Origin of the sequence: Micromonospora coriariae, assembly GCF_900091455.1 — a bacterium.
Taxonomy (GTDB): Bacteria; Actinomycetota; Actinomycetes; order Mycobacteriales; family Micromonosporaceae; genus Micromonospora; species Micromonospora coriariae.
The window spans coordinates 934,039-960,910 of record NZ_LT607412.1 but is presented as its reverse complement, the minus strand read 5'-3'; the positions used below and the strand labels follow the sequence as shown (position 1 = coordinate 960,910).

Below are 26,872 nucleotides of genomic sequence, written 5' to 3'. Positions count from 1 at the left end.
GGTGCGAACACACCCGTCTGGTCGGGTCGAGGCCGCGCTCCTAGCGTTGCGGGGTGGGGACGACCGAACGGAGGACGGCGGTGGTGACGGTGTGGCGGTACGCGCTGAGGCTCGGGGTGGTGCTGGCCTGTCTGAGCGGCGTGGAGCTGGTGCTCGCCGCTCCGGCGCAGGCGGCGTTCACCACCGAGCTGAACGGGTTGCCGGCCCGGTTCACCGCCGGCGACCAGGTGCGTACGGTCTCCGCGGTGGTGTCCCGGACGGACCGGCGCGGTGGATGCGTGAAGGTGCGCTGGTCGATGGTGCTCAGCGTGCAGGGCATCCGACTGGACCAGGTGAAGATGGACCGGGTGGAGGAGACCGGCGACTTCCCGCTGGAGATCCGGACCGAGGGTGACGTGGCCCGGCTGACCGACCGGCAGCTCGATCCCGGCACCCTCTGCCCGGGCCGCACGGTCACCGCCCGCTACCGGTTGGCCTTCGCGGAGGACGTCACCGACGGGCGGGTAAGCCTCGCCGCTGAGGCGTACGACGCGAACCTGCGCCTGCTGGCCCGGCAGACGGCCACCCGCTCGGTGGTGGGAGCGGGCGGCACCCCGACCGCGGCGCCGGAGCCGACCGCGACACCGGCGGAGCCGAGCGACCCGGCGAGCGAGCCGGCCGGGGCGGAGAGCGACCCGGCGGAGGAGCCGGTAGGCGACCAACCGGTCGACGCCGCGCCGCCGGCGGCCGGCAACGGTCGTCCGGTCGCGCAGTCCGGCGGTTTCGGCCTGGTGCAGGCCGCCTTCCTGCTCGGCGGGTTGCTGCTGTCGCTGGGGGCGGGGCTGCTGCTGCGGCTGCGCCACCTGACGCGGGCGGCGACCGCCGAGGCGGACGACCCGCCGGTGGACCGGCGCTGGGAGCGACCCCCGGCCGACAGTTGGCGCCCGGCCCGCTGGTGACGTGGGCCGCGCGCTGATCGGGGGCCGTGCGTTGATCGGGGGCCGTCGGGGCCGGCGGAGATCCGCCGGCCCCGACGGTGTCACTTCGAGAACGCCTGGAACTCGGCGATCCTGACCTGGTCCCGGGCGGGGCTGGCGGTCGCGCAGTCCGTCGTCGTGGCCGGGTCGTCGTCCTGCTCACCGGCGTAGTGCGGGCCGCCGGTGCACTGGCTGGCCAGCACCTCCAGTCGCAGGTGGGTGGCGAGCGTGGTGGGCACCGCGAACGTCCGGAGGTTGATGTCCCGGCTGTACGCCCGGTACGCCCCACCTGGGAACGCGTCGCCCGCGCTGGTGTAGATCCGCTGCCAGCGCGCCGGATCCGCGCAGTCGGTGGTCTTCGCGTTGCAGGCGGACACCGCGAACGAGCGCAGCGCGCTGAGCGCGTTCTGACTGCCGGTGTCGGGGTCCCCGGTGATCGCCGGGCGCAGCATGGCGCTGACGTTCACCCGCTTGACCACCTGCGGTGCGTCCCCGGGCAGCGCCACGGTGAGCCGCCGGCCGGCCACCCCGTCCAGCGAGGCCCAGTTCGTCGCCTCGGTGTCGTCGGCGATCCGGTCCAGGTTGACCCCGTCGCCGGTGATCGTGGCGCCGGACGCCGTGGACGCGAGGTTGCGGCTCATCCGCAGGTCCACGTACCCGTCGTGGTCGGCCTTGGCGACCACGCTGAGCCGCTGGTGCCCGAAGCCGGGCGCCACCGCGAGCAGGTCGTACGTGCCGGCCACCATCTCCAGGGTGTCCGGGATCGGCGTCGCCGGGTCGGTGTCCGCGATCGGCGTCGCCCGTGCCTCGTACGCCCCGACGTACACCCGGATCGGCGCGTCGGCGCTGTCCCCGCGCGGGCGCAGGGTGAGCGTCGCGTTGCCGCCGCGCGGCGAGGCGAAACTCGGCGTCGGGTCGGTGTCGCCGGCGCCGTTGGTGACGGCGTCGCGGCCCATCCCGGAGCGGGCGAACTCGGCCCAGATCAGGTCCTGGTTGGCGCCGCCGAAGCGGAGCAGGTCGGCGGTGAGCAGGTTGTCCCGCATGTCGAGCATGCTGACCTGGCTGGCAGCCTGGAGCAGGAACGAGTCGAAGACCAGCTGGGACCAGCGCCGGTTCCCCGGGCACTTGTCGGCGGCGACCTTGCCCTGCGCGCACTCCAGCTGCCGCTGGGGGGTCCCGAGGCCGTACCGCTTCACCAGCGCGGAGCGGACCCGGAAGTTGGTGGCGCCCCAGATCTCCCCGTCGGCGTGCACGGCGGGCCCGCCGGTGTTGTAACCGATGTCGGAGTAGTTGAGCGGGCTGCGGCTGAGGTCGTAGTTGCGGATGCCGCTGACCAGGTTGCCGGTGACGTAGCCGCCGGTGACGAAGGGCGACTCACCGGGTGCGCGGAACCCGTTCTGGAAGAGGTACTCGGCGGCGAGCAGGTCGCCCCACGACTCACCCATCGACCCGCCCTGGTGGCCGCCGATCCCGCTGTCCGGGCCGGCGATCATCCGGTTGGTGATCGCGTGGGTGTATTCGTGGCCGATCACCGTCATGTCGTAGTCGCCGTCCACGCACGGCGGGTACGGCCCGCCGGCCTGCGGCTGCCACAGGTACATGTTGGTGGTCGGCGGCAGCCCGTCGCGCGGGGTGCCCTGGTTGGCGTTGTTCCGGTTGCCGCTCAGCGCGCCCTGCTGGGCGCGGCCCTGCTCGGCGTCGCCGCCCAACCCGGCCGGGGTGAGGTTGGCGGCCTGCAGGTTCCACGCCGACTCGGTGAAGCCCAACTGGTACGACCAGTCGTGCATCCGGTTGTGCATGGCGAACAGGTTGGCGATCGACGCGTCCGCGTCGTTGCGCTGGGCGGACGTGAACACCGCCGGGTTGCACTTCGCCTGGTGCCACTGGTCGGTGAACGGGTACTCGTAACGGCGTTCCGGGCTGGGCGTGGCCGGGACGGCGGGGGTGCCGGCGCCCCAGGAGAGCACAGTGTTGGCCGAGTTGCCGCGCGAGGTGAAGGTGGGCGTGCCGGTGGCCGCGTCGACATCCCACGGTTGGCCGGTGGCCGGGTCACGGAAGGCCGCCTGGCAGCCGGGCGTGGGGTCGCCGCACCAGCGCACCCGGGGGTCCTGCCCGGGGCCGAGGTTGCGGGGCGGGGTGGCTGGGAATACGGCCCAGCTCGGGTTGTCGGAGTCGAAGTCGACGAGGTCCTCACGGACCAGCACCTGCCCGGTGATCCCGTCCACATAGGTGGTGAAGGCGGCCGGGTCGTCGGTGTTTGCGCCGATCACTGTCACCTCGTACCCGGCTCGGGGCCCGTCCAGCGGGGTCGGCACGGCCACCGCGCGCACGCTGTGGCTGGCCACCGCGCTGGCGTCCAGCTTGGCGTCGGCGAGCGCTGCGGCGTACGCCTGGTCGGCGGTGCGGGTGGCCGGCGCGGGTGCGCCGGTGGTGCGGGCCAGCGAGGAGTTGACCGAGAGCACAGTGCCGCCGGTGATCGCGACGGTGACCAGGCCGTCCGGCCCGGCCGGCAGGTCGCCGAAGCGTTGCCGCAGGGTGACCACGGCTCCGCTGCCGATCGGCCGGACCAGCACCCGTTCCAAAGCGGTCACCGCGGTGGCGTCCATCCCGAACAGGTCCCGGTTGGCGGCCAGGTAGGCGCGGGCGGCGGCCTCCGGGTCGGTGGGCAGCCCGGTGGCGAGCGGGGCGCGGCCAGGGCCGAGCGCCTGCGGGGTGCCGAGCCGGTTCCATCGCACGTCGGGGTCGGCGGCGCGGGCCAGCCCGCGTTGGCGGGCGTCCGGTGCCGCCGTACCCCGGCGGTTGTCGACGTCCGCGTGCTGGTGTCCTTCGGCGAACGGCCCGGACCGGCGCTCGGCGGACGGTGCGCCGCCGGCGGGGGCCGCCGTGCTCACGCCGGTGGGGAGCAGCGCGGCGACCGTCGCCGTCGACGCCAGGACGGCGATGAGCCGGCGTCGACGCCGGCTCATCGGGGGTGACCACTCCGGTTGTGGCACGGGACCTCCTCGTGGGAGCGGATGGCCGGCGGCCGCCGGCCGACGCTGCGCGGTAACGCATGCGCATCTGTGGATATCAGCCGGTGGGGATGGCGGCAAGGTCCGGGCACGGCGACGCGCCGACGGATCGAGATAATGGTTCCGCCGCTGCGGCGCGCTCAGCCGCCCGGCGTCCAGTCGGGGTCGCGGCCGAAGGCGGCAAGGAGGCGGTCCTGCTCGTCGTCGGTGGACATCCACGGCCCCGTCCCGACCAGGTCGTTGCGCCGGTAGTCGTCGACGCGGCCGGCGAACCACCGGGCGCACATCCGCACCACGTCCGGGTCCAGCCGCGGCTCGGCCCCGATCGCCACCGCCACGTCCCAGCCGTGCACCAGGTGTTCGGCGAGGAGCTGCTGGAGGTACTCCTCGGCCGGGGTGTCGCCGGCGGGCAGGTGCACGGTGCGGGCGCGCGCGCCGGGATGGGTGGCGGCGATCTCGGCCTGCGCGGCCGCCTCGCGCGCCATCGTGGCCGGGTCGGCACCGAGTTGGTCGCCGGCGAACCGGCCGCCCACCTCGTCGACGGTCCGGCCGGCGAGCAGCGGCACGCTCCACCGGTCCTCGCCGACCACGTGGTTGACCAGCGCACGCACGTCCCAGTCCGGGCAGGGTGTCGGATCGGACCACTGGCCGGGCCCGACCTGGTCCACCCGGTCGACGAACTCGGCCAGGCTCCGGCGGTACGCCTCCAGCAGATCCATTCTGCCGATTGTTCCGGGCGGCTCGGCGAGCCGAGCGGTTTTGCCCGGCACCGACAGGGTGATCCGCCGGGCCAGTGCGGTGGCCGCCAGCGGCTCAGTCCAGGTCGGTCAGGTCCAGGCCGAGCTCCCGGGCGGTGACCAGGCGGACCCACTCGCCGAGCTGCCGGCGGGAGATCACCCGGTCGTGCACGGCGAGCTGCACGGCCAGGCCGTCCATCACCGCGCTGATCCGCCAGGCGGCCCCGTCCGGGTCGGCGCACTGGAAGGTGCCGTCGGCCACCCCTGCGGAGATCACCGCCGCCAGGTCCTGCCGCCAGCGCAGGTCGAGGCGGCGGGAGACCTTCTCCAGCTCGGGGGTACGCAGCGACTCGGACCAGCCGTCGATCCACATGGACCAGGAGGTGGCGCGCCCGGCCGGGGTGTAGAGCTTGAGTATCCGGCGGAGCTTGGTCAGCGGCGGGGCCGGGGAGCGGATCACCGCGTCCAGCCGGGCCAGATCCTGCTCGACCGCGTACGCGAACGCCTGCGCGAGCAACCGTTCCTTGGTGGCGAAGTGGTAGAACACCAGGGCCTGACTGACGCCGGCGGCCTGCGCCACGTCAGCCGTCCGGGTGTTGGACAGACCGCGCTCAACGATCACGTCACAGGCGGTGCGCAGCAGGGCATCCAGGCGGATCTCGGCCGCACGTCTCGTCACGACCGTTACCGTAGCCCATCCGACCGAACACGAACAGTTACCGCCACCGTCCGATCCGCGATGCGACAGTCGGAAGCCTGACAATTCCAGACGGTGCCTTCCGTCGTTCTCCTGAGGTCGTTCGTCGAGGTCCGCCGGCACCAGTCGACGCGCCGGAACGCCCGCCGCCCGCCGCACCGCCCGTCGGCGGGCGGCTCGACTCCGCGATGTCGGAGTGTGACGGCCGCCAACCATCAGGGCGGCCCCCTAGGAAGCCTCGCGGTGGTGGGGTCGGTCCCGTCGTGGCGGCTCGGTCCCGTCGAGCGGAGGCACGTCCGTCCCGCAGTGCCCGGCGGACGCGCCGACGCGGACCCCGAGTTGGCAGTCGTTCACCGGCTCGGCTAAAGTTCTCATCCGTCACCCGGGAACGCCGGGGGCGTGCGGACGTAGCGCAGCTGGTAGCGCATCACCTTGCCAAGGTGAGGGTCGCGGGTTCGAATCCCGTCGTCCGCTCGGAGCTGCCGCCACGTACGACGGGGGCAACCTCGGTGGGGTGGCCGAGAGGCGAGGCAACGGCCTGCAAAGCCGTGTACGCGGGTTCAAATCCCGTCCCCACCTCAGCAACAAGGCACGGGCGATTGGCGCAGTGGGAGCGCGCTTCCTTGACACGGAAGAGGTCACTGGTTCAAACCCAGTATCGCCCACCAGCAGGAAACGGCTCGTTACCGGAATCCCGGTAACGAGCTTTTCTGTATCTGCTCGCCACCTCACCGTGTGAGTGCTGTCAGCAGTTCCCGCAGCCAGGCGATCTCGGTGCGGCTGGTGGCGGTGGCGATGCGGAACAGCCCTCGACGGAAGGGGTCGTCGGGGAAGTCGTCCGCGCGCAGCGGTCGGTCACCGTCCCAGAAGAAGCTCGCCGGCTGGGTGAGGAAATCGAGCCGCCGCTGCAGCACGGCGGCCTGACCGGCCGGGTCGTCCAGGTGGCGCAGGAAGGCCAGCAGCGTGAACCAGCGGTTCTCGTCGGTGATGAACAGTTCGTCGGGGGAGCGGAGCCGGCGCAGCAGCTCCGCCTGCCCGGCCGGGCTGAGCGTGAGCACGTGCCGTGGCGCGGCCACCTGGCCGGCCTGAACGTCGCGACGCAGCAGGCCCGCACGCTCCATGCGCTTGATCGTCGGGTACAGCGTCCCGTCCGCGATGGGCCGGACGTGGCCGGTGAGCGCGGCGACGCGCCTGCGCAGCTCGTACCCGTGCAGCGGGGCGTCGGCGAGGAAGCCCAGTATCGCGAACTCCAACATCGTGTTAGCTTACCTCCACAACGGTATACCTCGGGTTCGAGGTATTGGTCAGGAGGTACGTGATGCGCGGTGCCCAGGTGCGGCCGGACGGCACGACGATCCGCTGGGTGGAGCTGCCCGGAGCCGAGCCCACACGGGTCTACCTGCATGGGCTCGGCGCCTCCTCACCGGTGTACTTCGCGGCGGTGGCCACCAACCCCACGCTCGCCGGGCGGCGCGCCCTGATGGTGGATCTGCTCGGGCACGGCATCAGCGACCGGCCGGCCGACGCCTCCTACACCCTCGAGGAGCACGCCGACCTGCTCGCCACCGCGCTGACCACCGCCGGGGTCAGTGCCGCGGAGGTGATCGCGCACAGCATGGGCGGCTCGGTCGCCATCGTCCTGGCCGCCCGCCATCCGCACCTTGTCTCGGCGCTGGTTCTTGTCGACGCCACCCTCGACCCGCAGCCTCCGGGCGTCGGCATCCGCGCCCGCTACACCGAGGAGCAGTTCCTGCACGGTGACGGCCGAGCCGAGACGCTCGACCGCGTCGGGCCGGCCTGGGCGGCGACGATGCGGCTCACCGGCGCGGAGGCGCTCTACCGCACCGCGGCCCACCTCGGTCGCGGCACCACACCCACCATGCGGGAACTGCTGCTCGACCTGCCGGTGCCGCGCACCTACCTCCACCCCGCCGACTGCGAACCGACGGGTGTTCGGGCCCTCACCGACGCCGGCGTGCGGGTGGTCGCCGTGCCAAACGCCGGCCACAACATCATGTTGGACAATCCGGAGGGCTTCGTGGCGGCCACCGCCGCGGCGCTGCGGGCGTAGGCCACGCCTATCCCCTGTGCGCGGCGAGCACCGTGTCGACCGACTTCATGACCTGGATCCTGATGTCGGGCTCCGGACGCCGGTCCACCAACGACAACGCGTGTGCCAGCCCGGCCGGGGGCGCAACTCGCCGCCGGCCGGGCCCGACCTCAGGCCGTCGGGACCGGGACCGCCTCCTGCGTGGCCGTCCGGTTGCGGGACGGCGCCCGCTCCGGCGCGCTGGCGTTCACCGCGATAGCGGACACCAGCGCGGACACCACCAGGAAGCCGGCCGCCAACCAGTAGGCGACCGAGTAGCCGTGCACCAACGCCCGCTGCTGGGCCTGGGCCCCGCCCAGATGGGACGCCAGGTAGCCGGCGGCCGAGCTGGTCGCGACGGTGTTGAGCAACGCGGTCCCGATCGAGCCGCCCACCTGCTGCGACGAGCTGATCATCGCGGACGCCACCCCGGCGTCCCGGGTGCCGACGCCGTGTGTGGAGAGGCTCATCGCCGGCATGAACGCCGCGCCGATGCCGAGACCGACGATGATCTCGGCGAGCGCGATCGTCAGGTACGAGCTGTCCACGGCGAGCAGGGCCAGCATCGCCACGCCGACAGCGGTGACCAGGTAGCCGCCGACCATGATCGGCCGGGGTGCGATGCGGGTGGAGAGGCGGGCGGCGACCTGGCTGGCCCCGAGTGCCTGTGCGACCGCCAGCGGCAGGAACGCCAGTCCGGCCTCGACCGGGGAGTACCCCCTGACGGCCTGGAAGTAGTAGCTCAGCAGCAGGAACATGCCGAACATGCTGACCACGGCGAGGGCGACCGAGAGGTACGCGGCCGCCCGGTTCCGCTCGGTCAGGATCCGCAGCGGGAGCAGCGGGGCCTTCACCCGGGCCTGCACCAGGATGAAGGCAACGAGCAGCACGATGCCGGCGACGGCGGACCCGATGGTGGAGGGGGCCGTCCAGCCGTGGCCCTCGGCGTTGCTGAAGCTGAAGACCACCGCGACCAGCCCCAGGCTGGCCAACACCACGCCGGGCATGTCGAGCCGCGAGCGGTGCCGCTCGCCGGCGTCGTGCACGGTGGGCAGAGCGCCCAGGACACCGGCGACGGCGATCGGGATGTTGACGAACATCGCCCAGCGCCAGCTCAGGTACTCGGTGAGCAGGCCACCCAGGAGCAGTCCGACGGCGCCGCCGGCGACCGCCACCGCGCTGAAGATGCCGAACGCCTTCGCGCGCTCCCGGGCCTCGGTGAAGGCCAGGGAGATCAGGGACAGCGCGGCCGGGGCGAGCAGAGCGGCGAAAGCCCCCTGCAGCGCCCGGGCGGTCAGCAGCATCGAGGCGTTGGTCGCGGCGCCGCCGAGCGCGGAGGCGAGGGCGAAACCGAGCAGGGCCAGCAGGAAGACCCGTTTGCGGCCCACCATGTCGCCGATGCGGCCGCCGACGAGCAGGAGCCCACCGAAGGCCAGGCCGTAGGCGGTGATGACCCACTGCCGGTTGCCGTCGGAGAGGTGGAGCGCCTGCTGGGCGGAGGGCAGAGCGATGTTCATGACGGCCGAGTCGAGCATGACCATCAGCTGGGCGATGGAGATGACCACCAGCGCCTTCCATCGGCGGCGCGAATCTGGTCGGTTCGGGGCAGGTGACATTTCGAAGTCCTTGAGTGGTGAGGGGTGCGGGGCGCAGCTTCTGTCGCGAGGTCCCGTGCGGATGTGGCCGGGTAGATGCGGCTGGGCGGCGACGACAGTAGGCATATCTTGAACGCCCGTACAAGTATTCGACGTCACTGAGGGGCTGCGAGGGTGGCGTGGAGGGCCCACAAAAAGCGCTCAGCGTGGCACGAACTCGCCGAGCGAGGGCCAAATGTCGGCACGGTGATCCGCGATACTTTGTCGGTCGTTCCAGATAGCTGTTAGCGTCGGGGCATGGCACGTACCCGGGAGTTCGACCTCGACGCCGCAGTCGACGCCGCCATGGAGGTGTTCCGGAGCAAGGGCTACGAGGGCACCTCCATCCGTGACCTCGCTCAGGCGACCGGTGTCGGCAGCGGCTCGCTCTACGCCGCGTTCGGCAGCAAGGACGGCCTCTACCTGGCCGTGCTCGACCGGTACCGGCAGCGTTACGCCAAACCGCTGGTCGAGATGCTGCGCTCGGGCGAGGACGCCCGCGAGGTCATCCGCGAGGTGTTCGTCGGCGTGGTGGACGACATGGCCGGCGATGGCCAGCGCCTGGCCTGCCTGATCGTGGGCGCGTCGATGGAGCGGGCGCACCAGGACCTGCGGGTCGCCGAGCGCCTCCGCTCAACCACCCAGTGCGTGGAGTTGGCGCTCTACGACCTGCTCGCCGAAGGACAGCTACGGGGCCAGATCAGCACGGACCGCAGCGCGAGAGACCTGGCCAGCTTCCTGGTGACCAGCCTCCAGGGCCTGCGCGTGATGGGTGCCATCAACCCGGACCGAGCCACCCTGATGCGCTCCGCCGAGGTCGCGCTCAGTTGCCTGAACTGACTGATCCCTCCCCAGCGGAGTACCCCGCGCCGCCGCGCATCTGTCACGAGGAGTCGAAATGAAAGCTGTCGGACTGCTGCGCTACGGCGGGCCGGACGTCCTGCGGGTGGTCGACCTCCCGACACCGCACGCCGGGCCCGGCGAGGTCCGCATCCGGGTGCGCGCGGCCGCGGTCAACCCGGCTGACACCCTGATCCGGGCCGGCGCGACGGCGGTACGGCTCCCCACCGCCAGCCCGCTCCTTCCCGGCCTGGACATCGCCGGCACCATCGACGAGGTCGGTCCGGACACCAGCGGCGGGCTCGCCCCGGGCGACCTGGTGATGGCCATGATCAATCCGACCCGGCCGGCCGGCGGCGGCTACGCCGAGTTCGTCGTGCTCCCGGAGGCCTGGGTGGTGCCCGCGCCGGCCGGATCGTCGGCGGCCGAGGCGGCCACCCTGCCGCTGAACGGGCTGACCGCCCTGCACGCCCTGGACCAGCTGCGGCTCGCACCGGGCAGCACCCTCGCGGTCACCGGTGCGGCCGGCGCCGTCGGCGGGTACGCCGTACAGCTCGGCAGGGCCGCCGGTCACCGGGTGCTGGCCGACGCGGCGCCCGATGACGCCGACCTGGTCACCGCGCTCGGCGCCGACGTGACCGTGACCCGCGGCCCCGGGGTCGCCGACCGCTTCCGCGAGCACGCGCCGGACGGCGTGGACGCCGCGGTCGACGCCGCGTTGATCGGTCCCGCGCTGCTGCCGGCGGTGCGCGACGGCGGTGCCGTGGCGGTGCTGCGCGGCGCGCCGAGCCCGGCGGAGCTGGCCCGTGCCGCCCGCCCGGACGTCACACTGGTGCCGGCGTTCGTCCACGATTACGACGGGCGGCGCGACAAGCTCGACCTGCTTCGGCGGCTCGCCGAGGAGGGGGCCCTGACCCTCCGTGTCGCCGGCCGGTTCCCGCCGGAGGAGGCGTCCCGGGCGCACCAGATCCTCGAGGCGGGCGGGGTGCGGGGCCGGCTGGTCATCGAGTTCTGACGCCGCAGCACACCGTCCGGTGCCGACCCACCCGCACGCCGCATCGGCCTACCCGGTCGCGGAGAACAGCGCCTCGGCGAGGTCGGTGCGGGCGCTGAGCAACGCGCGGCCCCGCCGGTGGGTCACCACCAGACCAGCCGCGCGCAACGCGGTGAGATGTTGGGAGACCCCGGCGGGCGACATGCCACTACGTCGGGCCAGCTCGGTGGTGCTCGCCGGCGCGGTCAGCTCGGTGAGCAGCCGGGCCCGACCGCGCCCGAGCACGGCGGCCAGCGCGTCCGGAACGCCGGCCGGATGCTCCCAGAGTGCGCCGAGCCCACGCGCGGGATAGGCGAGCTGCGGCGCGTCCCCGGCGGACACGCTCGCCACCGACGGCCAGACGAAGACCGACGGAACCAGCACCAGGCCCGGACCGTCCGGGACGTCCGGGGCCAGGCAGTGCCGCTGGGCGACGAGCAGCGTGTCGTCCTCCCACCGGACCTGGTGGTGCAGATCGTTGAGGAGCGCTCCCGCGCCGTCCTCGGCGAGCAGGCGGGCGCGGGCGGTGACGTCGGCGTCCAGCAGCAGCCGCAGCCGGGGCCAGTGCGGGGCCAGGGCGATCCGCCAGTACGCCTCGATCTCCTCGGTCAGCCGGCGCAGCCCGGCCGGCGGGTCGGCGTACAGGGCGGCGAGCGTGGGCGTGCGCTCGCCCGGGTACAGGTCCAGGTGTGCGCGGACGGTGTCGGTTGGGGTGCCGCCCAGGGCGGCCAGTTCGGCGGCCAGGTCCGGGATCAGGCCGGCGGGCGACGGGGTGAGGAAGTCGGCCAGGTAGCGGGGCCGGGCCGGCACCAGCTGCCAGAGCAGCCCGCCGTCCGCGTCGATCAACCCGGCCTCGACCAGCGGTGGACGGACCCGGCGTACCCAGGGCAGGTGGACGGCGTGGTCCCCGGGATCGCGCAGCACCCGGACGCTCGCGACGACCTCCCACAGGCAGGAGACGGCGAACCGGATGCGGGCGACCGCACCCGCCGACATGCTGATGGCGACCACGGCACCCCCGGTGGATTCAGCTGGGGCTGAAACATTACCGCCGGGCTCGGGGCGGGCCGAAACTTGCCGGGTGAGCGAACAACACACCCGAGCCGAACTGTTCCGATCCCTGCACACCCCCGGGTCGCCGCTGGTGCTGGTCAACGCCTGGGATGCCGCGAGCGCCCGCATCGTGGCGGCCGCCGGCGCCCGCGCGGTGGCCACCACCAGCGCCGGCGTCGCCTGGAGCCTGGGTGCGCCCGATGGCGACGTCCTCGGCCGCGACGCGGCCGTCGACCTCATCGGCCGGGTCACCGCTTCGGTGTCGCTGCCGGTCACCGCGGACATCGAGTCCGGGTACGGGGCGACGCCGGCGGAGGTCGGCGTGACCACCCGCGCCGTGCTCGACGCCGGTGCCGTCGGCGTGAACATCGAGGACGCCCACCGCGACGGCGGCACGCCGTTGCGCGACATGCCCGATCAGTGCGCCCGGATCGGCGCGGTGCGGGGCGCGGCCGACGCGGCGGATCTGCCGCTCTACGTCAACGCCAGGATCGACACCTTCCTCAGCGGCGCCGGGGACGTCGACGAGATCGTGGCCCGAGCCACCGCCTACCTCGCCGCCGGCGCGGACGGCATCTTCGTGCCCGGTGTGGTGGACCCGGAGATCATCCGCGCGCTGGTGCGGGCGGTGCCGGCGCCGCTGAACGTGCTCGCCGGGCCCGGTGCGCCGACGGTGGGGGAGCTGGCCCGGCTGGGGGTGGCCCGGGTGAGCCTCGGCTCGTCGGTCGCGGAGGCCGCGTACGCGGTCGCGCGCCGGGCGGCGGACGAGGCCCTCGGCGCGGGCACGTACGGTGCGCTGGCGGACGCCCTCGACTACGGAACGCTCAACGCGCTGATGCGGTGACCGGCGAGGGCCGCGCGGCTGTGGCTCCTGCGGCGCGCCGGGGCCACGGGTACGACGGGCCGGCCACCTCGATCGAGGCGGCCGGCCCGGGATCGCGCGATCCGCCGGTGACGGACGGTGACCGGGTCACAGCGGCGGGGCGATGTCCCGCCGCTCCTCGACCCGGCGGTACTCCACCGGCTGCTCGCTGGTGGTGACCACCTCGCGGCGGCGACCCCAGATCAGCGTGGTCATGATCAGGCCGAGCACACCGGCCGCCATCAGGACCCAGCCGACCACGTCGAGGTTGATGCCGCCGACGCTCGCGTCCAGCGCGAAGGTGAGGATCGCGCCGAGCGCGATCAGGAAGATGCTGGTGCCGATACCCACGACAGCCTCCTTAGGGGATGTGGTGCGCTGTCGAGCCCTTCAGTACCCCGCCGCCGACCAGCGCAATCCGCCACCGGTCAGGGTGGCGCTCCGGGCGATCTTGCGGTCGGGTAGAGTTCACCTGTCGCCGGGCACACCGGGGACGTGCGGACGTAGCGCAGCTGGTAGCGCATCACCTTGCCAAGGTGAGGGTCGCGGGTTCGAATCCCGTCGTCCGCTCGCGATCCGCCCCACGGGGCCTGGCCGCCGGTTCGGGCGGTCACCACGGGCGATTGGCGCAGTGGGAGCGCGCTTCCTTGACACGGAAGAGGTCACTGGTTCAAACCCAGTATCGCCCACCAGCAAAAACGGCTCGTTACCGGAATCCCGGTGACGAGCCGTTCCGCGTCGGGCCACGTTGATCGTGCGTCGTCGGGGCGCGTTCTGCTGTGGGGAGATCCGCTACCGGTGAACACCTGTGCCGCCCGCCGCCGCCACCGGGCAGGGTGGACCGCATGAGACTGCTGGTGCTGGGCGGGACGGGTTTCGTGGGTGGGGCGACGGTCGCCGAAGCGGTCCGCCGGGGCTGGTCGGTGACGGTGTTCAACCGGGGGATGCACGGGTCGACGCCACCCGGCGTACACCGGTTGCGGGGTGACCGGACCGCGCCGGACGGCCTGGCGGCGCTGGCGGGCGGTGAGTGGGACCTGGTGGTCGACACCTGGGACAGCGCTCCACGGGCGGTGCGGGACGCGGCCCGCGCGCTGGTCGCGACGGTCCCGCACTACACCTACATCTCCAGCGGCTCGGTCTACGCCCCACCGGCGCCGACGAACGTCGGCGAGGAGTCGTCCGTTGTGGACGCGTCCGGCGACGCCGTCGACGGGGACTACGCGGAGTGCAAGGCGGGCGGGGAGTTGGCCGCGACGGAGGTCTACGGCGAACGGGCGCTGCTGGTGCGCGCCGGGTTGATCCTCGGCCCGGGGGAGGACGTCGGCCGGCTGCCCTGGTGGTTGCAGCGGGTGGCCCGGGGCGGTGACGTGCTCGCGCCGGGCCCGGTGGACCTGCCCCTGCAGTACATCGACGTGCGCGACCTGGTCGGGTGGACGCTGGACCGGGCCGTCGAGGGGGTCGGCGGTGCGTTCAACGTGATCAGCCGCCCGGGGCACGCCACGATGGGTGAGCTGCTGGACTCGGTCGTCGCGGTGACCGGCTCCGGCGCGACGCTGCGCTGGACCGATCCGGAGCCGATCCTGGCCGCCGGCGTCGTGCCCTGGAACGACCTGCCGATCTGGATTCCGCCGGGTCACGAGTTCCGGTGGTTGCAGGAGCGCGGCGTGGAGAAGGCGTACGCGGCGGGGCTGAAATGCCGCCCGGTGACGGACACCGTGGCCGACACCTGGCGGTGGCTGCGCGCGGTGGGGTCGGTGCCGCCCCGCGCCGGCAAGCCGCGCCGGGTGACGGTCGGGTTGGACCCGGCGCGGGAAGCGGCGCTGCTCACCGCGTGAACGGGGTTCGTCGAGCGGGGCGGTGGTGCCGGCTCAGGGGGCCGGCACCACCGGCAGGTCCAGCACCTCCTCGACGCTGCGGCGCGGGGTCGGTCGGCCGGGCCGGCCGTACCCGATCCGCAGCGCCATCTGCGGCATGCCGAACCGGCCCAGTGACAGCCGTAGCTGCTCCCGCGCGGTGGGCACCTCGATCGGCTGGGAGAGCAGCGACACGCTGAGCCCGGTGTCGGTGGCGGTGAGCAGCACCCGTTGCAGGGCCTGCCCGGCGACCACCTGGTCCACGGCGGTGTTGCCCACCGAGCCGAGCACCCCGACCAGGGGCTCCGGCTCGAAGTCGCGCCCCGGGGCCCGGTCGCGCCCGCCGAAGCCGCGCGCCGGCAGCACGTCCTGCGGCTCGCTCTGCGGGCCGCCGGCCGACGCCGGCACGCCGTCCGGCGCGGCCTCCTGGCGAAGCCACCGCTCGCGTTCTGACCGGTAGGCGGGGTCGCGCTCCAGCACCCGGTGCGCGCCGCGCGCGATCTCGCCGAACGCGGAGACCGCGCTCACCCCGATCAACAGCTCCAGCCAGCACTGCTCGGCACGGGCCGCCTCGCCGAGCCGCCATCGTGCGTCGGCCGGCACCGGATTCGGCCAGAACGGCATCCGGTTGCTGAACCGGCGGGGGATGGCGGCGTACAGGCTCTGCTCGCCGGGCGTGGGCGGGCGCGGGACGTCCGGGACGAGGCGGGCCAGCAGGTCCGGCTCGGCCGGGTCGGGGCGGAGCCGCACCAGGGCCGGGACACCGGCCACGGCCAGCGCGAGCCGCAGGTTGAACAGCGCCGCGCCGCAGGCGATGCGGACGCCCCACCCGCTCGGGTCGGTCGCCGGCAGCCGCCGAACCGGGTCGGCCAGCACCTCGATCCCACCGTCGCGCAGCCGCAACCGCCACGGCTGGGTGTTGTGCAGGGAGGGTGCCCGGACCGCGTCCACGGCGGCGGTCCGCAGGTGGGTCGATGTGTAGCCGATGTCCATGGCGCTGCTCCTCTCCGATGTCCGCCGGCGGCCGGTGGTGCGCGACGTCCGACGTACCCCTACGGTCCGTCCGTCGGGTGGGTGCCGGGCAGGGCCGGACGTCCCGACCCGTCGGGCCCGACCGCCCCCGGCCGGTGCCCGGACCCCACCCCCGGGCCTCGGGCCGCCCGGATCGGGACCTTCGGCCCGTGCACCCGACGCGGGGCACGGGTAGAAACGAGGAATGATCCGGGTGTTCCTTCTCGACGACCATGAGGTCGTCCGCCGTGGCCTGGCCGACCTGTTGCAGAGCAGCGGCGACATCGAGGTGGTCGGCGAGTCCGGCTCGGCGCTGGAGGCGGCCCGCCGTATTCCGGCGTTGCGGCCCGACGTGGCGATCCTCGACGCGCGGCTGCCCGACGGCAACGGCATCGACGTGTGCCGCGACGTGCGCGCCGTCGACTCGTCCATCAAGGGCCTGATCCTCACCTCGTACGAGGACGACGAGGCGCTGTTCGCGGCGATCATGGCTGGTGCCGCCGGGTACGTGCTCAAGCAGATCCGCGGCACCGACCTGGTCGACGCGGTGCGCCGGGTGGCGGCCGGGCAGTCGCTGCTCGACCCGGCGATCACCACCCGGGTGCTGGAGCGCATCCGCAACGGCGTCGAGCAGCCGCGCGAGCTGAAGTCGCTCACCGAGCAGGAGCGGCGGATCCTGGAGTACGTGGCGGAGGGGCTGACCAACCGGGAGATCGCCGGGAAGATGTTCCTGGCCGAGAAGACGGTGAAGAACTACGTCTCCAGCGTGCTGGCCAAGCTGGGTCTGGAGCGTCGCACGCAGGCCGCCGTCCTGGCCACCCGGCTGCTCGGCAAGACCTCCTGAGCCGACCCGCCCCGGTCAGTCGCGCAGCGGCACGGACCAGCTCACCTCGGTGCCGTGCGGCTCGACCGGGCGGATCGTGAAGGTGCCACCGTGACGTTCGGCGCGTTCGCGCAGGTTGACGAGGCCGCCCCGGGCGGCGGCCGGGTCGCAGCCCACCCCGTCGTCGGTGACCGTGACGGTGACCTGGCCGGCGTCGACGCGTACGGCAACGGCGACCTGGGTGGCCTGCGCGTGGCGGACTGCGTTGGACAGCCCCTCGCGCAGCACTGCGGTGAGATCCGGGCGGACCGCGTCCGGGACGGCGCTGTCCACCGGGCCGGTCAGCTCCAGGCGTGGTTTGTGGCCCAACGACTCGGCGGCCACCTCGATCGCCTCACGGATCTCGGTACGCAGAGCCGCGGTCATCGGCGTACGCAGCTCGAAGATGGTCCGGCGGATGTCCCGGATGGTCGCGTCCAGATCGTCGACGGCCGCGTTGATCCGCTTGGCCACCTCCGGGCGGGTCATCATCGGTGCGGCGCTCTGTAGTTGCAGGCCGGTGGCGAAGAGCCGCTGGATCACCACGTCGTGCAGGTCGCGGGCGATCCGCTCGCGGTCCTCCAGGACCACCAGCAGCTCCCGCTCCTCCTGGCCACGGGCGCGTTCCATGGCCAGCGCGGCCTGCCCGGCGAAGCTGCCCAACAGGGCCACGTCCTCGTCGCTGGTGCCGCCACCGCGCTCCGGCCGGTGTGCCACCACCAGCACGCCGTGCAGGGTTTCGGCGGTGGCCAGCGGTGAGATCACCGCGGGCCCGGTGTGCAGCAGCGCCGGCCACGGGGCGGCGTGCGCGAGGTTGTCCACCTGGTCGTGCCGGCCCTCGGCGATCGCCGCGCCGAAGCTGGTGTCGGCTGCCGGCAGGACCGTGCCGACCAGCGCGTGGGCCTGCTCGTCGGCGCCGTCGACCACCTCGACGGTGAACTGCGCGGTGTCGGTGTCGTAGAGCAGGACCAGCGCCAGCTCCGCCTCGGCGACCTCCCGGGCGCGGCGGGCGACCAGCGCCAGCGCGTCGGTGCGGCGGACCTCGCCGAGCAGCACAGTGGTGATCTCGGCGGTCGCGGCCAGCCACCGTTCCCGCCGGTGCGCCAGGGCGTACAGGCGGGCGTTCTCGATGGCCACGCCGGCCGCGGCGGCCAGCGCGACCACGATCTCCTCGTCGTCATCGGTGAACTGCGCGCCGCCCTGCTTCTCGGCGAGGTAGAGGTTGCCGAACACCTGCTCCCGGATGCGTACCGGCACGCCCAGGAAGCTGTGCATGGGTGGGTGGTTGGGCGGGAAACCGTAGGAGCGGGGGTGCTTTGTGATGTCCGGCATCCGCAACGGCCGGGGGTCGTCGATGAGCAGGCCGAGCACGCCCCGCCCGTGCGGCAGGTCGCCGATCCGCGCGTGCTGCTCGGGGGTGATGCCGTGCACGATGAAGTCGTACAGCAGCCGGTCCGGGCCGACCACACCCAACGCCCCGTACCGGGCGCCGACCAGCTCGCAGGCCGCCTGCACGATGCGTTGCAGCGTGCTGCGCAGTTCCAGGTTGGTGCCGATGCCGACGACCGCGTCGAGCAGGGCGCGCAGCCGTTCCCGGCTGGTGACCACCTCGCCGACCCGGTCCAGCATCTCCTGAAGCAGCTCGTCGAGGTGGACCCGGGACAGCGGGCTCAGCCCGAGCGACGGAGTCACCCGGGCTTCCTTGCGGGGCTGCGGGGCGCTGGTCATCGCGCGATGGTACCGCCGTGGCCGTGGTGCCCAGCCCCGTCAGCCCTGCTCGCCGCGGACCGCGGCGGTGTCGACCACCTGCCCGGTGGTCAGCCGCGGGGTGTGCGGCGGGCCCGCGTGCGCCGGGTCCGCGATCCCCAACCGCAGCACGAGGTACGGGAAGCCGAGGCCGGCGAGCAGCTGCCGCAGGGTCTGCCGGGTGCCTGGCACCTCCACCACGGCGCTGAGCGGCACCACCGACACGCCGAGCCGCGTGGCGGTGAGCCAGCCGGCGGAGAGCGCTTCGCCGGCGCGCAGCCAGCTGTCCGGTTCGTCCTCGTCGCCGTGCAGCAGCGCGTACACCGCCGCCCGGTCGTGGCCGGAGCCCACCGGCAGGCTGCCGGGGCGGCCGAAGTCGCGGGCCGGCACGGTGGTCTGCGGAGGCTCCTCGGGCAGCACCTCCGGCGGCAGCCCGGTGCCGGTGCCGGCCCGGCTGGTCCAGTACGCCAGCTCGGCGCGCAGCTCCGGATCCTTGGCCTCGACAGTGCCGGCGTGCGCGGCCGTGGCGGCCAGCTCCAGCACCTGGTCGCGATTGAGGATCTGCAGCCGGCAGCCCTCGGCGGTGACCGCTCGGGTGATCTCCTCGATCGCGGCGGTGGTCACCGGTTCGTCGCTGACCGGCCGCCGGTCGGTGTGCCGGACCTGCATGCACTGCACCATCCGCATGGCGTCCGGGTCGACCTCGATCCGGTCCACTGTGGTCACGCGGGCCAGCAGCTCGCTGTCGCGCGGATCGGGCAGCCGCTCCACCACCGCGCGCCACCCCTCGGCGGCCAGCGCCAGCCGGGCGTGGTGCAGGGCCGCGCCGCAGCTGAGGGCGAGCAGCCGGCCCTCCGGGTCGGTGACCGCGAGCTGGCGGTCGCGGACCGTGCGCAGCTCCAACGCGTCGGGCAGCACCCGCCAACGCCACGGCTGGGTGTTGTGCACCGAGGGGGCGTGACCGGCGGTCGCCGCGGCCTCCGCCAGCGCGGTGGTCAGCTGGCCTTCCTGACTCATCGTCACGACCTCTCCGTCTCTGCCCGTCCGTGCCTCGGGCCGGCGGTGCTCAGCGTGGCTTGCCGCTTCATCCTGCGGCATCCGACGGCGGCGCGCAGGGGTCGTAGGTCCCGCCCGGGTCGGGCCTTTACGCCCCCAGGGTCAGCGTTCCCGGACGACGGCGACCGGGCAGTGGGCGTGCTGGATCAGCTGCTGACTCACCGAGCCCAGCAGCATGCCGGCCAGCCCGCCCCGGCCCCGGCTGCCGGCCACCACCAGCCGCGCATCGCGGCTCGCCTCGATCAGCATGGCCGCCGGGCTGCCCGGGACCAGGTCGACGGTCACGGCCAGGTCGGGGTACGTCCGCCGCCACGGCTCCAGCGCCTGCTCCACGGCGGCCCGCTCATCCGGTGCTCCGGCCGCCCCGCCGGGGCCCTGGGTCCACGCGTGCAGCACGCGCAGCGGCAGCCGTCGCTGGGCCGCGCGTTCGGCGGCGAAGCCGAGCGCCACCAGCGACGGCTCGGAGCCGTCCACGCCGACCGCCACCGGTCCGCCCGACGCGTCGGACGGCGCGCCGCCGGCCCCGTCCCGGACCACCACGACCGGGCAGTGCCCGTGCGCGGCGACCGCCACCGCCGTCGACCCGACGAGCAGCCCACCGAACCCGCCGTGGCCGCGACTGCCCAGCACCAGCAGACCGGCCTCGGCCGAGCGTTCCTGCAACACCAGGGCGGGCGGACCGTCGTACACCTCGCCGGTGACGGTGATCCCGGGATGCGCGGCGGCGGCCTGCGCCGCCGCGTCCCGGACCAGCTCCTCCACCTGCCGCCGTGCGGTGTCGTCCGGCCAGACGCCGGGCGCCACGCCCGGACCGACCCAGCCGGCCACGGTCAGCCATTCGAAGACGTACGCCAGCCGTACCGGCTGCCCGCTGTGCGCGGCCTCGTCCAGCGCCCAGTTCAGGGCCACCGAGGCGTCGGTCGAGCCGTCGTAGCCGACCAGGATCTCCGCGTCACGCACGTCGTCCTCCTCAGCGGTTGGTCGGGTCGGTTTCGCGGACCCAGCGCCACTCCGCGACCTGGGGGTCGTCCTCGCCGTACCGGCGGGTGTAGTCGCGGGCCGACTGCCGTGCGTCGACCATCTGCTGGCGCAGGTGCGCGGCGCGCGCGGCCAGCCCGGGCACCCGGTCGATGACGTCGATGACCAGGTGGAAGCGGTCCAGGTCGTTGAGCATCACCATGTCGAACGGCGTGGTGGTGGTTCCCTCCTCCTTGTAGCCGCGCACGTGCAGGTTGTCGTGGTTGGTACGGCGGTAGGTGAGCCGGTGGATCAGCCACGGGTAGCCGTGGTACGCGAAGATGATCTGGCGGTCCTCGGTGAAGATGGTGTCGAACTCGTTGTCGGTCAGGCCGTGCGGGTGCTCGGTGTCCGGCTGGAGCCGCATCAGGTCCACCACGTTGACGAGGCGCACCTTCAGCTCCGGGAGATGCTGGCGCAGCAGCTCGGCGGCGGCCAGCGTCTCCAGCGTGGGCACGTCCCCGCAGCAGGCGAGCACCACGTCCGGCTCGGTGCCGCCGTCGTTACTGGCCCACTCCCAGATGCCCAGGCCACGCCGCGTGTGCTGGATCGCCTCGGTCATCGTCAGCCAGTTCGGTGCCGGCTGCTTGCCGGCGACCACCACGTTGATGTAGTGCCGGCTGCGCAGGCAGTGGTCCATCGTGGCGAGCAGGGTGTTGGCGTCCGGCGGCAGGTAGACCCGCACCACCTCGGCCTTCTTGTTGACCACGTGGTCGATGAAGCCCGGGTCCTGGTGGGAGAAGCCGTTGTGGTCCTGCCGCCAGACGTGGCTGGAGAGCAGATAGTTCAGCGAGGCGAGCGGCTGCCGCCAGGGGATGGCCCGGGTCACCTTCAACCACTTGGCGTGCTGGTTGAGCATCGAGTCGACGATGTGGATGAACGCCTCGTAGCTGGTGAACACGCCGTGTCTGCCGGTCAGCAGATACCCCTCCAGCCAGCCCTGGCACAGGTGCTCGGAGAGCACCTCCATCACCCGGCCGTCCGGAGAGAGGTGTTCGTCGCCCGGCACCGTGCCCGCCACCCAGGCCCGGCCGGTCACCTCGAAGGCGGCGTCCAACCGGTTGGAGGCGACCTCGTCCGGGCCGAACAGCCGGAACGTCTGCGGGTTGGCGGCGATGACGTCCCGGAGCCACGGGCCGAGCACACCGGTCGCGCCGGCCATCGGCTCGCCCGGTTGGGGGACGTCCACGCCGTACTCGCGGAAGTCGGGCAGGCGCAGGTCGCGGAGCACCACGCCGCCGTTGGTGACCGGGTTGGCGCTCATCCGCCGGTCGCCCCGCGGCGGCAGTGCCCGCAACTCGTCCACCGGCGCGCCGGTCGCGTCGAACAGCTCCTCGGGCCGGTAGCTGCGCAGCCAGTGCTCCAGCTCGGCCAGGTGCGCGGGGTTGTCGCGTACCTGTGACAGCGGTACCTGGTGGGCGCGGTAGGTGCCCTCCACCTGCTTGCCATCGACCTCGCGGGGGCCGGTCCAGCCCTTCGGCGTCCGCAGGATGATCATTGGCCAGCGGGGACGGTCGACGATGCCGCCGGAGCGGGCCCTGCGCTGGATGGCGGCGATCTCGTTCAGCGCCCGGTCCAACGTCGCGGCGAGGATGCGGTGCACCTGGGCGGGGTCGTCGCCGGCCACCACGTACGGCTCGTAGCCGGAGCCGCGCAGGATGCCGAGCAGGTCCGCCTCGGGGATCCGGGCCAGTACGGTCGGATTGGCGATCTTGTAGCCGTTGAGGTGCAGGATGGGCAGCACCGCGCCGTCGCGCGCGGGGTTGAGGAAGACGTTGGAGAGCCAGCTGCCGGCCAGCGGCCCGGTCTCCGCCTCGCCGTCGCCGATCACGCAGGCCACCAGCAGGTCCGGGTGGTCGAAGGCGGCGCCGTAGGCGTGGCTCAGCGCGTACCCCAGCTCGCCGCCCTCGTGGATCGAGCCCGGCACCTCCGCCGCCACGTGGCTGGGGATGCCGCCGGGGAAGGAGAACTGGCGGAACAGCCGGGCCATTCCCGCCTCGTCGCGTGACACGTCGTGGTAGCGCTCCGACCAGGTGCCCTCCAGCCAGGTGTTGGCCACGATGGCCGGGCCGCCGTGCCCGGGGCCGGTGACGAACATGGCGTTCAGGTCGCGCGCCACGATCACCCGGTTGAGGTGGGCGTAGATCAGGTTGAGCCCGGGGCTGGTGCCCCAGTGGCCGAGCAGCCGCGGCTTGATGTCGTCGACGGTCAGCGGTTCGCGCAGCAGCGGGTTGCCGAGCAGGTAGATCTGCCCGACGGTGAGGTAGTTCGCGGCGCGCCAGTAGGCGTGCAGCCGGCGCAGCTCGTCGTCGGTGATCGACCGGTTTGGATCGAGTGCGGTGTCCATGATGCTGAGCCTCTCGCAGATCGGGGAGTGGGGCATCCGACGTCCAGCCTCGCCGTCGCCTGCGCCCCGAGGTCAGGGCCGTTGGTCCCGGGACGGGTGGGCGTCGGGCCCGGTGAGCGGGGCCTCGGCCAGCCCTCGGACGATGACCACGGGGGCCGGGGAGTGGTAGAGCATGGACTGGGCGACCGCCCCCAGCATCCCGCGCCCCGGTTCGTCGCCCCGGGCGGCGACCAGCGCGACCTGCGCCGAGCGGGACACGTCGACAAGCACCTGGCCGGGATCGCCTCGGATGACGCGGCACTCGGCCGGCACGTCCGTCCGGCGGGCGGAGAACCGGGCGACGACCTCGGACAGCTGGTCGGTGACCAGGTCGGTGTCCTCGTCGGGCTCCACCACCCGTAGTGCCAGCAGCCGGGTGTGGCGCCGGGCCGCGCACTCGAAGGCCCACTCCAGGGCGAGGGTCGAGCTGGGTGACCCGTCCACCCCGACCAGCACCGGGCCCGACGGCGGCTGCTCCTGACGGACCACCAGCAGCGGGCAGCCGGCCCGGGCGGCCAGCTGCACGGCGGTCGTCTCGGACGGGATGCACTTGCCGCTGCCGGCCATCCCGCTGTCGCCGACCGCGAGCAGGAAGGCCGCCTGCGATCGACGGATCAGGATGGGCAGCATGGCCCCTTCGACGATCTCGCCGCGGACGGTCAGTCCCGGCTCGATTCCGTGGGCCAGCTGCGCGCCCCGCGTGATCAGATCCTCGGCCTGGTCCCGGGGTGCGGCGACGGTGTCCGCGGCGAAGGCCGCGTGCCAGTCGAAGGTGTGCAGCAGGTGCAGCTGCCGGTTGTGCGCGGCGGCCTCCTGCGCGGCCTGGTGAACGACCGGGAGGTCGTGCTCCGTGCCGAGTCCAACCAGCACCGCTGCATCGGCGGATGCGGCCATCCGACATCACCTCCCGGGCGTCGCGCCCGGGCACGACCACGCTGTCCCTGACCGAGGGTAGTCGTGCGGTAGCGGTGGCGGGCCGGATCGGGCCGCGCCGTCGGCCATGGTGGCCACTGTTCGTCAACGAGGGTTGACACGAGTGGCACTGTCAACGTATGTTGACGACATGAGTCAGGCGACGGAACTCGCGGCGGCAGCCGGCAGCACCGACCCCCGGGTCGGGCTGCGCGCCGTCCGCGCGCTGCGCCGGCTGCTCGAGCGGCTCGAGGTGGTCCAGGTGGACAACGCCCGTCGACAGGGCTGGTCCTGGCAGGAGATCGCTGACGCGCTCGAGGTCAGCCGGCAGGCGGTTCACAAGAAGCACGCCGGGCGGCCGGCGGTCAGTCAATCCTGGGAGGCGTGATGTTCGAACGGTTCACCCACCGGGCGCGCGAGGTCGTGCGGCGGGCGCTGGAGGAGGCGCGGGCCGAGGGCCAGCGCCCGGTCGGCACCGAGCACCTGCTGCTCGCCCTGACAGCCGACGAGGCGGGTCTGGCCAGCCGGGTGCTGGCCGACGCCGGCGTACGCGCCGACGACCTGCGTGAGCGGGTCCGTCGGCACACCGTCAACGGTGGCGCCGGCCTCGGTGACGCCGACGCGGCGGCACTGCGGGAGATCGGCATCGACCTGGCCGCGATCGTCGCCCGCATCGAGCAGTCCTTCGGCCCGGACGCCCTGCGCGAGGCCGTGCCGGCGCCGCGCCGTCGCTGGGGCCGCCGTCGGTCCCTGGGCGGGCCCTTCTCGCCCCGGTCGAAGAAGGCGCTGGAGCTGTCGCTGCGGGAGGCGGTGCGGCTGCGCCACCACCACATCGGCACCGAACACATCCTGCTCGGGGTGCTCCGCGAGGGGCGGGGGCTCGGCGCGCTGGTCCTCACCGAGGCCGGGGTCGACCTCGACGACCTGCGCCGACGAGTGGAGAGCGCAGTGCGGACGGCGGCCTGACGATGCGATGGCCGGCGCCTTGAAACCTGTCTGTGGCACTTCCGACGCCGGCCGCTCGCGGGCTCGCTGAAGCCGCCCCGGTGCTGCACACTGGCGCCGTGGATGCTGCAAAGGAGAGGCGACCCTCGGGCGGCGACGGTGGGCTGCGCTCCGCCGTGGTCGTCAACCCGGTGAAGGTCGCCGATCTCGACGACCTGCGCCGCACAGTGAACGACGCCCTGGCCGCCGCCGGCTGGCCCGAGCCGCAGTGGTTCGAGACCACCGTCGACGACCCGGGCCGCGACCAGACCGAGCAGGCCGTCAAGGCCGGCGTCGATCTGGTCTTCGCCTGCGGCGGCGACGGCACTGTGATGTCCTGCGTCAGCGGCCTGGTCGGCACCGACGTGGCGTTGGCCGTGCTGCCGCAGGGCACCGGCAACCTGCTCGCCGCCAACCTGGGTCTCTCCACCGACATGGCCGCCGGGCTCCAGGTCGCCATCGAACGCGGCCGGCGGCTGCTCGACGTCGGCGCCGTCGAGGACCGGTACTTCACGGTGATGGCCGGGATGGGCTTCGACGCCCAGATGCTCGCCGCCACCTCCGAGGCCACCAAGGCCCGCATCGGCTGGCCGGCGTACGTCATGGGCGCCGCCCGGCACCTGCGGGACCGGCCCATGCGGGTGCAGATCCGCATCGACGACCGGCCACCGGTGCGCCGCCGGGCCCGCTCGGTGCTGATCGCCAACGTGGGCCGGCTCCAAGGCGGCGTGCGGCTGCTCACCGAGGCCGAGCCGGACGACGGCTGGCTCGACATCGCGGTGCTCACCCCGCGAAACCTGCGGCACTGGCTCGCGCTCGGCTGGGCGGTGATCCGCCGCAACGGCCGGGTGCCGCAGATGGAGGTGTTCCGCGGCCGTCGCGTCGTGGTCACCAGCAACCGGGCCCAGCCCCGGGAGCTGGACGGCGATCTCATCGCTCCCAGCCGGCGACTGCGGGCCGAGGTCCGGCACCAGGCGCTCTGGCTCTGCGTGCCCCAGCCTGAGGAAGCCCCCGACCTCGCCGTCGACGCGCAGCGCGCCGGGGAGCGAGGCGAGCAGCTGATCGAGGAAGCGCGCCGTGAGTAGCACCCGGATCGTGCCGGAGACCCGGCTGATGGCCGACGAGGAGCTCTCCGCCGACGACGCCTGGCACACTCTGCGCCGCCAGGGCGGCTGGCACCTGCTGCGGGACGCCTTCATCCGGTTCCGCTACGGCGACGGGTTCAGCCACTCGCGCGCGTTCGCGCTGCAACTCTGCCTGGCCGTGGTGCCGTTCCTGATCGCCCTCACCGGTCTGATCAGCGAGCTGGGCGTCGAAGAGGGCGGCCGCGTGGTCGCCGACACCGTGCTGGCGCTGACCCCCGGCCAGAGCGAGCAGATGGTGGCCGAGCTGCTCGGCGAGGGTGAACGTGTCGAGGACGCCGGCGAGCTGGCGCTCACCCTCGGTCTGCTCACCGGGCTGGTCGCGCTGACCACCACGATGGCCCAGATCGAACGGGGCGCCAACCGGATCTACGGCGTGGAGCGGGACCGCCCGGCGCTGTGGAAGTACGTCCGCGCCGCAGTGCTGGCCGCCACCGCCGGCCTGCCCGCGCTCGCCGGCTTCCTGATCCTGGTGGGCGGCGGCGCGGTGGGCGACTCGGTGCGGGAGCACTACGAGTGGGGCGAGGTCGCCGAGGGCATCTGGACAGTGGTCCGTTTCCCGCTGAGCCTCGCGCTGACCGTGCTCGCCGTTGCGGTGCTGTTCCGGCACGCGCCGCGCCGCAAGCAGCCCGGCCTGTCCTGGCTGTTCTTCGGCGCCGGCATCGCCACGGCGCTGTGGTGGCTCGCCAGCCTGCTCCTCGCCGCGTACGTGCGGTTCAGCGGCGGCTTCGGGCAGACGTACGGCGCGCTGACCGGGATGATGGCGTTGCTGCTCTGGGCCAACCTCACCGGCATGGCGCTCTTCGGCGGGCTGGCCTTCGCCGCCCAACTGGAGGCGCTGCGCATCGGCGTGCGGGAACCGGCCCAACCGGACCTGTGGGAGCCCGAGGCCGAGCGCGCCGAGCTCCTCGACACCGGGGACATGACGGCGCTCTAGCCGCCCCCGCCGGTCGCCCGCGTGTACGCGCGGCGCCGATCGGGTAAAGCG

The 26,872-nt window shown here is 73.4% G+C and carries 24 protein-coding genes and 5 tRNA genes; 16 read left to right on the top strand and 13 right to left on the bottom strand.

Annotated features, from left to right (window positions below):
* Positions 1-53 precede the first annotated feature (53 nt).
* Entirely contained in the window at positions 54-938 is an 885-nt protein-coding gene (locus GA0070607_RS04450; protein WP_231930836.1) for a hypothetical protein, read from the top strand.
* Between the two features lie 80 nt (positions 939-1,018).
* On the opposite strand, the gene GA0070607_RS04445 is transcribed toward GA0070607_RS04450, so the two are convergent.
* The 3 genes from GA0070607_RS04445 to GA0070607_RS04435 form a co-directional block, all read right to left on the bottom strand.
* Complete coding sequence (locus tag GA0070607_RS04445) at positions 1,019-3,949, bottom strand: M36 family metallopeptidase (protein WP_172898978.1); 2,931 nt, start codon at positions 3,947-3,949, stop codon at positions 1,019-1,021.
* A 158-nt stretch (positions 3,950-4,107) separates the two neighbouring features.
* Complete coding sequence (locus GA0070607_RS04440) at positions 4,108-4,686, bottom strand: TIGR03086 family metal-binding protein (RefSeq protein WP_089017020.1); 579 nt, start codon at positions 4,684-4,686, stop codon at positions 4,108-4,110.
* Positions 4,687-4,780: 94 nt separating this feature from the next.
* On the bottom strand, positions 4,781-5,383 hold the full coding sequence (locus GA0070607_RS04435; protein ID WP_089017019.1) for a TetR/AcrR family transcriptional regulator: 603 nt from the start codon (positions 5,381-5,383) through the stop codon (positions 4,781-4,783).
* 419 nt (positions 5,384-5,802) lie between these two features.
* Here GA0070607_RS04435 and GA0070607_RS04430 point away from each other — a divergent pair.
* The 3 genes from GA0070607_RS04430 to GA0070607_RS04420 all read left to right on the top strand — a co-directional run bounded on the left by GA0070607_RS04430 (position 5,803) and on the right by GA0070607_RS04420 (position 6,069).
* Positions 5,803-5,875: transfer RNA gene (locus GA0070607_RS04430), tRNA-Gly, on the top strand.
* Positions 5,876-5,909: 34 nt separating this feature from the next.
* Positions 5,910-5,980 (top strand) — tRNA-Cys (locus GA0070607_RS04425).
* Positions 5,981-5,994: 14 nt separating this feature from the next.
* Positions 5,995-6,069: transfer RNA gene (locus tag GA0070607_RS04420), tRNA-Val, on the top strand.
* Between the two features lie 60 nt (positions 6,070-6,129).
* Here GA0070607_RS04420 and GA0070607_RS04415 read toward each other — a convergent pair.
* Positions 6,130-6,657: a PadR family transcriptional regulator gene (locus GA0070607_RS04415; RefSeq protein WP_089017018.1), complete on the bottom strand. Its 528-nt coding sequence runs from the start codon at positions 6,655-6,657 to the stop codon at positions 6,130-6,132.
* 62 nt (positions 6,658-6,719) lie between these two features.
* On the opposite strand from GA0070607_RS04415, the gene GA0070607_RS04410 reads away from it, so the two are divergent.
* A complete protein-coding gene (locus GA0070607_RS04410; protein ID WP_089017017.1) occupies positions 6,720-7,472 on the top strand; it encodes an alpha/beta fold hydrolase in 753 nt (250 codons plus the stop codon).
* Positions 7,473-7,621: 149 nt separating this feature from the next.
* On the opposite strand, the gene GA0070607_RS04405 is transcribed toward GA0070607_RS04410, so the two are convergent.
* A complete protein-coding gene (locus GA0070607_RS04405; protein WP_231930835.1) occupies positions 7,622-9,055 on the bottom strand; it encodes a DHA2 family efflux MFS transporter permease subunit in 1,434 nt (477 codons plus the stop codon).
* Positions 9,056-9,382: 327 nt separating this feature from the next.
* Here GA0070607_RS04405 and GA0070607_RS04400 point away from each other — a divergent pair, with 327 nt between their 5' ends.
* Positions 9,383-9,964, top strand: coding sequence for a TetR/AcrR family transcriptional regulator (locus tag GA0070607_RS04400; protein ID WP_089017015.1), 582 nt, complete (start codon positions 9,383-9,385; stop codon positions 9,962-9,964).
* A gap of 58 nt (positions 9,965-10,022) precedes the next feature.
* A complete protein-coding gene (locus GA0070607_RS04395) occupies positions 10,023-10,979 on the top strand; it encodes an NADP-dependent oxidoreductase (RefSeq protein ID WP_089017014.1) in 957 nt (318 codons plus the stop codon).
* A 48-nt stretch (positions 10,980-11,027) separates the two neighbouring features.
* Here the strand turns inward: GA0070607_RS04395 and GA0070607_RS04390 are convergent, their stop codons facing one another.
* Positions 11,028-12,008: an ArsR/SmtB family transcription factor gene (locus GA0070607_RS04390; RefSeq protein WP_089017013.1), complete on the bottom strand. Its 981-nt coding sequence runs from the start codon at positions 12,006-12,008 to the stop codon at positions 11,028-11,030.
* A gap of 70 nt (positions 12,009-12,078) precedes the next feature.
* On the opposite strand from GA0070607_RS04390, the gene GA0070607_RS04385 reads away from it, so the two are divergent.
* Positions 12,079-12,894, top strand: a complete 816-nt coding sequence (locus tag GA0070607_RS04385; RefSeq protein WP_089017012.1) for an isocitrate lyase/PEP mutase family protein — start codon at positions 12,079-12,081, stop codon at positions 12,892-12,894.
* A 126-nt stretch (positions 12,895-13,020) separates the two neighbouring features.
* Here the strand turns inward: GA0070607_RS04385 and GA0070607_RS04380 are convergent, their stop codons facing one another.
* Positions 13,021-13,263, bottom strand: coding sequence for a DUF6458 family protein (locus tag GA0070607_RS04380; protein WP_089017011.1), 243 nt, complete (start codon positions 13,261-13,263; stop codon positions 13,021-13,023).
* 146 nt (positions 13,264-13,409) lie between these two features.
* On the opposite strand from GA0070607_RS04380, the gene GA0070607_RS04375 reads away from it, so the two are divergent.
* The 3 genes from GA0070607_RS04375 to GA0070607_RS04365 all read left to right on the top strand — a co-directional run bounded on the left by GA0070607_RS04375 (position 13,410) and on the right by GA0070607_RS04365 (position 14,750).
* A tRNA-Gly gene (locus GA0070607_RS04375) sits at positions 13,410-13,482 on the top strand.
* A 47-nt stretch (positions 13,483-13,529) separates the two neighbouring features.
* Positions 13,530-13,604: transfer RNA gene (locus tag GA0070607_RS04370), tRNA-Val, on the top strand.
* Positions 13,605-13,757: 153 nt separating this feature from the next.
* Positions 13,758-14,750, top strand: a complete 993-nt coding sequence (locus tag GA0070607_RS04365; RefSeq protein WP_089017010.1) for an NAD-dependent epimerase/dehydratase family protein — start codon at positions 13,758-13,760, stop codon at positions 14,748-14,750.
* Between the two features lie 33 nt (positions 14,751-14,783).
* Here GA0070607_RS04365 and GA0070607_RS04360 read toward each other — a convergent pair whose 3' ends face one another.
* Complete coding sequence (locus GA0070607_RS04360) at positions 14,784-15,761, bottom strand: Acg family FMN-binding oxidoreductase (protein WP_089017009.1); 978 nt, start codon at positions 15,759-15,761, stop codon at positions 14,784-14,786.
* A 223-nt stretch (positions 15,762-15,984) separates the two neighbouring features.
* Here GA0070607_RS04360 and GA0070607_RS04355 point away from each other — a divergent pair, with 223 nt between their 5' ends.
* A complete protein-coding gene (locus GA0070607_RS04355) occupies positions 15,985-16,623 on the top strand; it encodes a response regulator (protein ID WP_089017008.1) in 639 nt (212 codons plus the stop codon).
* 15 nt (positions 16,624-16,638) lie between these two features.
* Here GA0070607_RS04355 and GA0070607_RS04350 read toward each other — a convergent pair whose 3' ends face one another.
* From GA0070607_RS04350 to GA0070607_RS04330, 5 genes are all read right to left on the bottom strand, one after another.
* The gene (locus GA0070607_RS04350) at positions 16,639-18,369 is read right to left on the bottom strand and encodes a sensor histidine kinase (RefSeq protein WP_089017007.1); all 1,731 of its coding nucleotides are present in this window, start codon (positions 18,367-18,369) and stop codon (positions 16,639-16,641) included.
* A 39-nt stretch (positions 18,370-18,408) separates the two neighbouring features.
* A complete protein-coding gene (locus tag GA0070607_RS04345; RefSeq protein ID WP_089021652.1) occupies positions 18,409-19,404 on the bottom strand; it encodes an Acg family FMN-binding oxidoreductase in 996 nt (331 codons plus the stop codon).
* A 141-nt stretch (positions 19,405-19,545) separates the two neighbouring features.
* Positions 19,546-20,403, bottom strand: a complete 858-nt coding sequence (locus tag GA0070607_RS04340) for a universal stress protein (protein ID WP_089017006.1) — start codon at positions 20,401-20,403, stop codon at positions 19,546-19,548.
* Between the two features lie 10 nt (positions 20,404-20,413).
* The gene (locus GA0070607_RS04335) at positions 20,414-22,807 is read right to left on the bottom strand and encodes a phosphoketolase family protein (protein WP_089021651.1); all 2,394 of its coding nucleotides are present in this window, start codon (positions 22,805-22,807) and stop codon (positions 20,414-20,416) included.
* A gap of 72 nt (positions 22,808-22,879) precedes the next feature.
* Positions 22,880-23,740, bottom strand: coding sequence for a universal stress protein (locus GA0070607_RS04330; protein WP_089017005.1), 861 nt, complete (start codon positions 23,738-23,740; stop codon positions 22,880-22,882).
* Positions 23,741-23,909: 169 nt separating this feature from the next.
* Here GA0070607_RS04330 and GA0070607_RS04325 point away from each other — a divergent pair, with 169 nt between their 5' ends.
* From GA0070607_RS04325 to GA0070607_RS04310, 4 genes are all read left to right on the top strand, one after another.
* The gene (locus tag GA0070607_RS04325) at positions 23,910-24,146 is read left to right on the top strand and encodes an HTH domain-containing protein (protein ID WP_089017004.1); all 237 of its coding nucleotides are present in this window, start codon (positions 23,910-23,912) and stop codon (positions 24,144-24,146) included.
* On the top strand, positions 24,146-24,724 hold the full coding sequence (locus GA0070607_RS04320) for a Clp protease N-terminal domain-containing protein (protein WP_089017003.1): 579 nt from the start codon (positions 24,146-24,148) through the stop codon (positions 24,722-24,724). The genes GA0070607_RS04325 and GA0070607_RS04320 overlap by 1 nt, the downstream gene beginning before the upstream one ends.
* Positions 24,725-24,822: 98 nt before the next feature.
* The gene (locus GA0070607_RS04315; protein ID WP_089021650.1) at positions 24,823-25,827 is read left to right on the top strand and encodes a diacylglycerol/lipid kinase family protein; all 1,005 of its coding nucleotides are present in this window, start codon (positions 24,823-24,825) and stop codon (positions 25,825-25,827) included.
* Positions 25,820-26,821 (top strand): YihY/virulence factor BrkB family protein, encoded by a 1,002-nt coding sequence (locus GA0070607_RS04310; protein WP_089017002.1) that lies wholly within the window; start codon positions 25,820-25,822, stop codon positions 26,819-26,821. Before GA0070607_RS04315 ends, GA0070607_RS04310 begins: the two co-directional genes overlap by 8 nt.
* The last annotated feature ends 51 nt before the right edge of the window (positions 26,822-26,872 follow it).

Bases quoted from the DNA above. Each gene is read 5' to 3' on its own strand.
- GA0070607_RS04440 (WP_089017020.1), bottom strand. From the start codon at position 4,686: ATGGATCTGCTGGAGGCGTACCGCCGGAGCCTGGCCGAGTTCGTCGAC.
- GA0070607_RS04415 (WP_089017018.1), bottom strand. From the start codon at position 6,657: ATGTTGGAGTTCGCGATACTGGGCTTCCTCGCCGACGCCCCGCTGCAC.
- GA0070607_RS04410 (WP_089017017.1), top strand. From the start codon at position 6,720: ATGCGCGGTGCCCAGGTGCGGCCGGACGGCACGACGATCCGCTGGGTG.
- GA0070607_RS04400 (WP_089017015.1), top strand. From the start codon at position 9,383: ATGGCACGTACCCGGGAGTTCGACCTCGACGCCGCAGTCGACGCCGCC.
- GA0070607_RS04395 (WP_089017014.1), top strand. From the start codon at position 10,023: ATGAAAGCTGTCGGACTGCTGCGCTACGGCGGGCCGGACGTCCTGCGG.
- GA0070607_RS04365 (WP_089017010.1), top strand. From the start codon at position 13,758: ATGAGACTGCTGGTGCTGGGCGGGACGGGTTTCGTGGGTGGGGCGACG.
- GA0070607_RS04360 (WP_089017009.1), bottom strand. From the start codon at position 15,761: ATGGACATCGGCTACACATCGACCCACCTGCGGACCGCCGCCGTGGAC.
- GA0070607_RS04355 (WP_089017008.1), top strand. From the start codon at position 15,985: ATGATCCGGGTGTTCCTTCTCGACGACCATGAGGTCGTCCGCCGTGGC.
- GA0070607_RS04350 (WP_089017007.1), bottom strand. From the start codon at position 18,369: ATGACCAGCGCCCCGCAGCCCCGCAAGGAAGCCCGGGTGACTCCGTCG.
- GA0070607_RS04345 (WP_089021652.1), bottom strand. From the start codon at position 19,404: ATGAGTCAGGAAGGCCAGCTGACCACCGCGCTGGCGGAGGCCGCGGCG.
- GA0070607_RS04335 (WP_089021651.1), bottom strand. From the start codon at position 22,807: ATGGACACCGCACTCGATCCAAACCGGTCGATCACCGACGACGAGCTG.
- GA0070607_RS04330 (WP_089017005.1), bottom strand. From the start codon at position 23,740: ATGGCCGCATCCGCCGATGCAGCGGTGCTGGTTGGACTCGGCACGGAG.
- GA0070607_RS04325 (WP_089017004.1), top strand. From the start codon at position 23,910: ATGAGTCAGGCGACGGAACTCGCGGCGGCAGCCGGCAGCACCGACCCC.
- GA0070607_RS04320 (WP_089017003.1), top strand. From the start codon at position 24,146: ATGTTCGAACGGTTCACCCACCGGGCGCGCGAGGTCGTGCGGCGGGCG.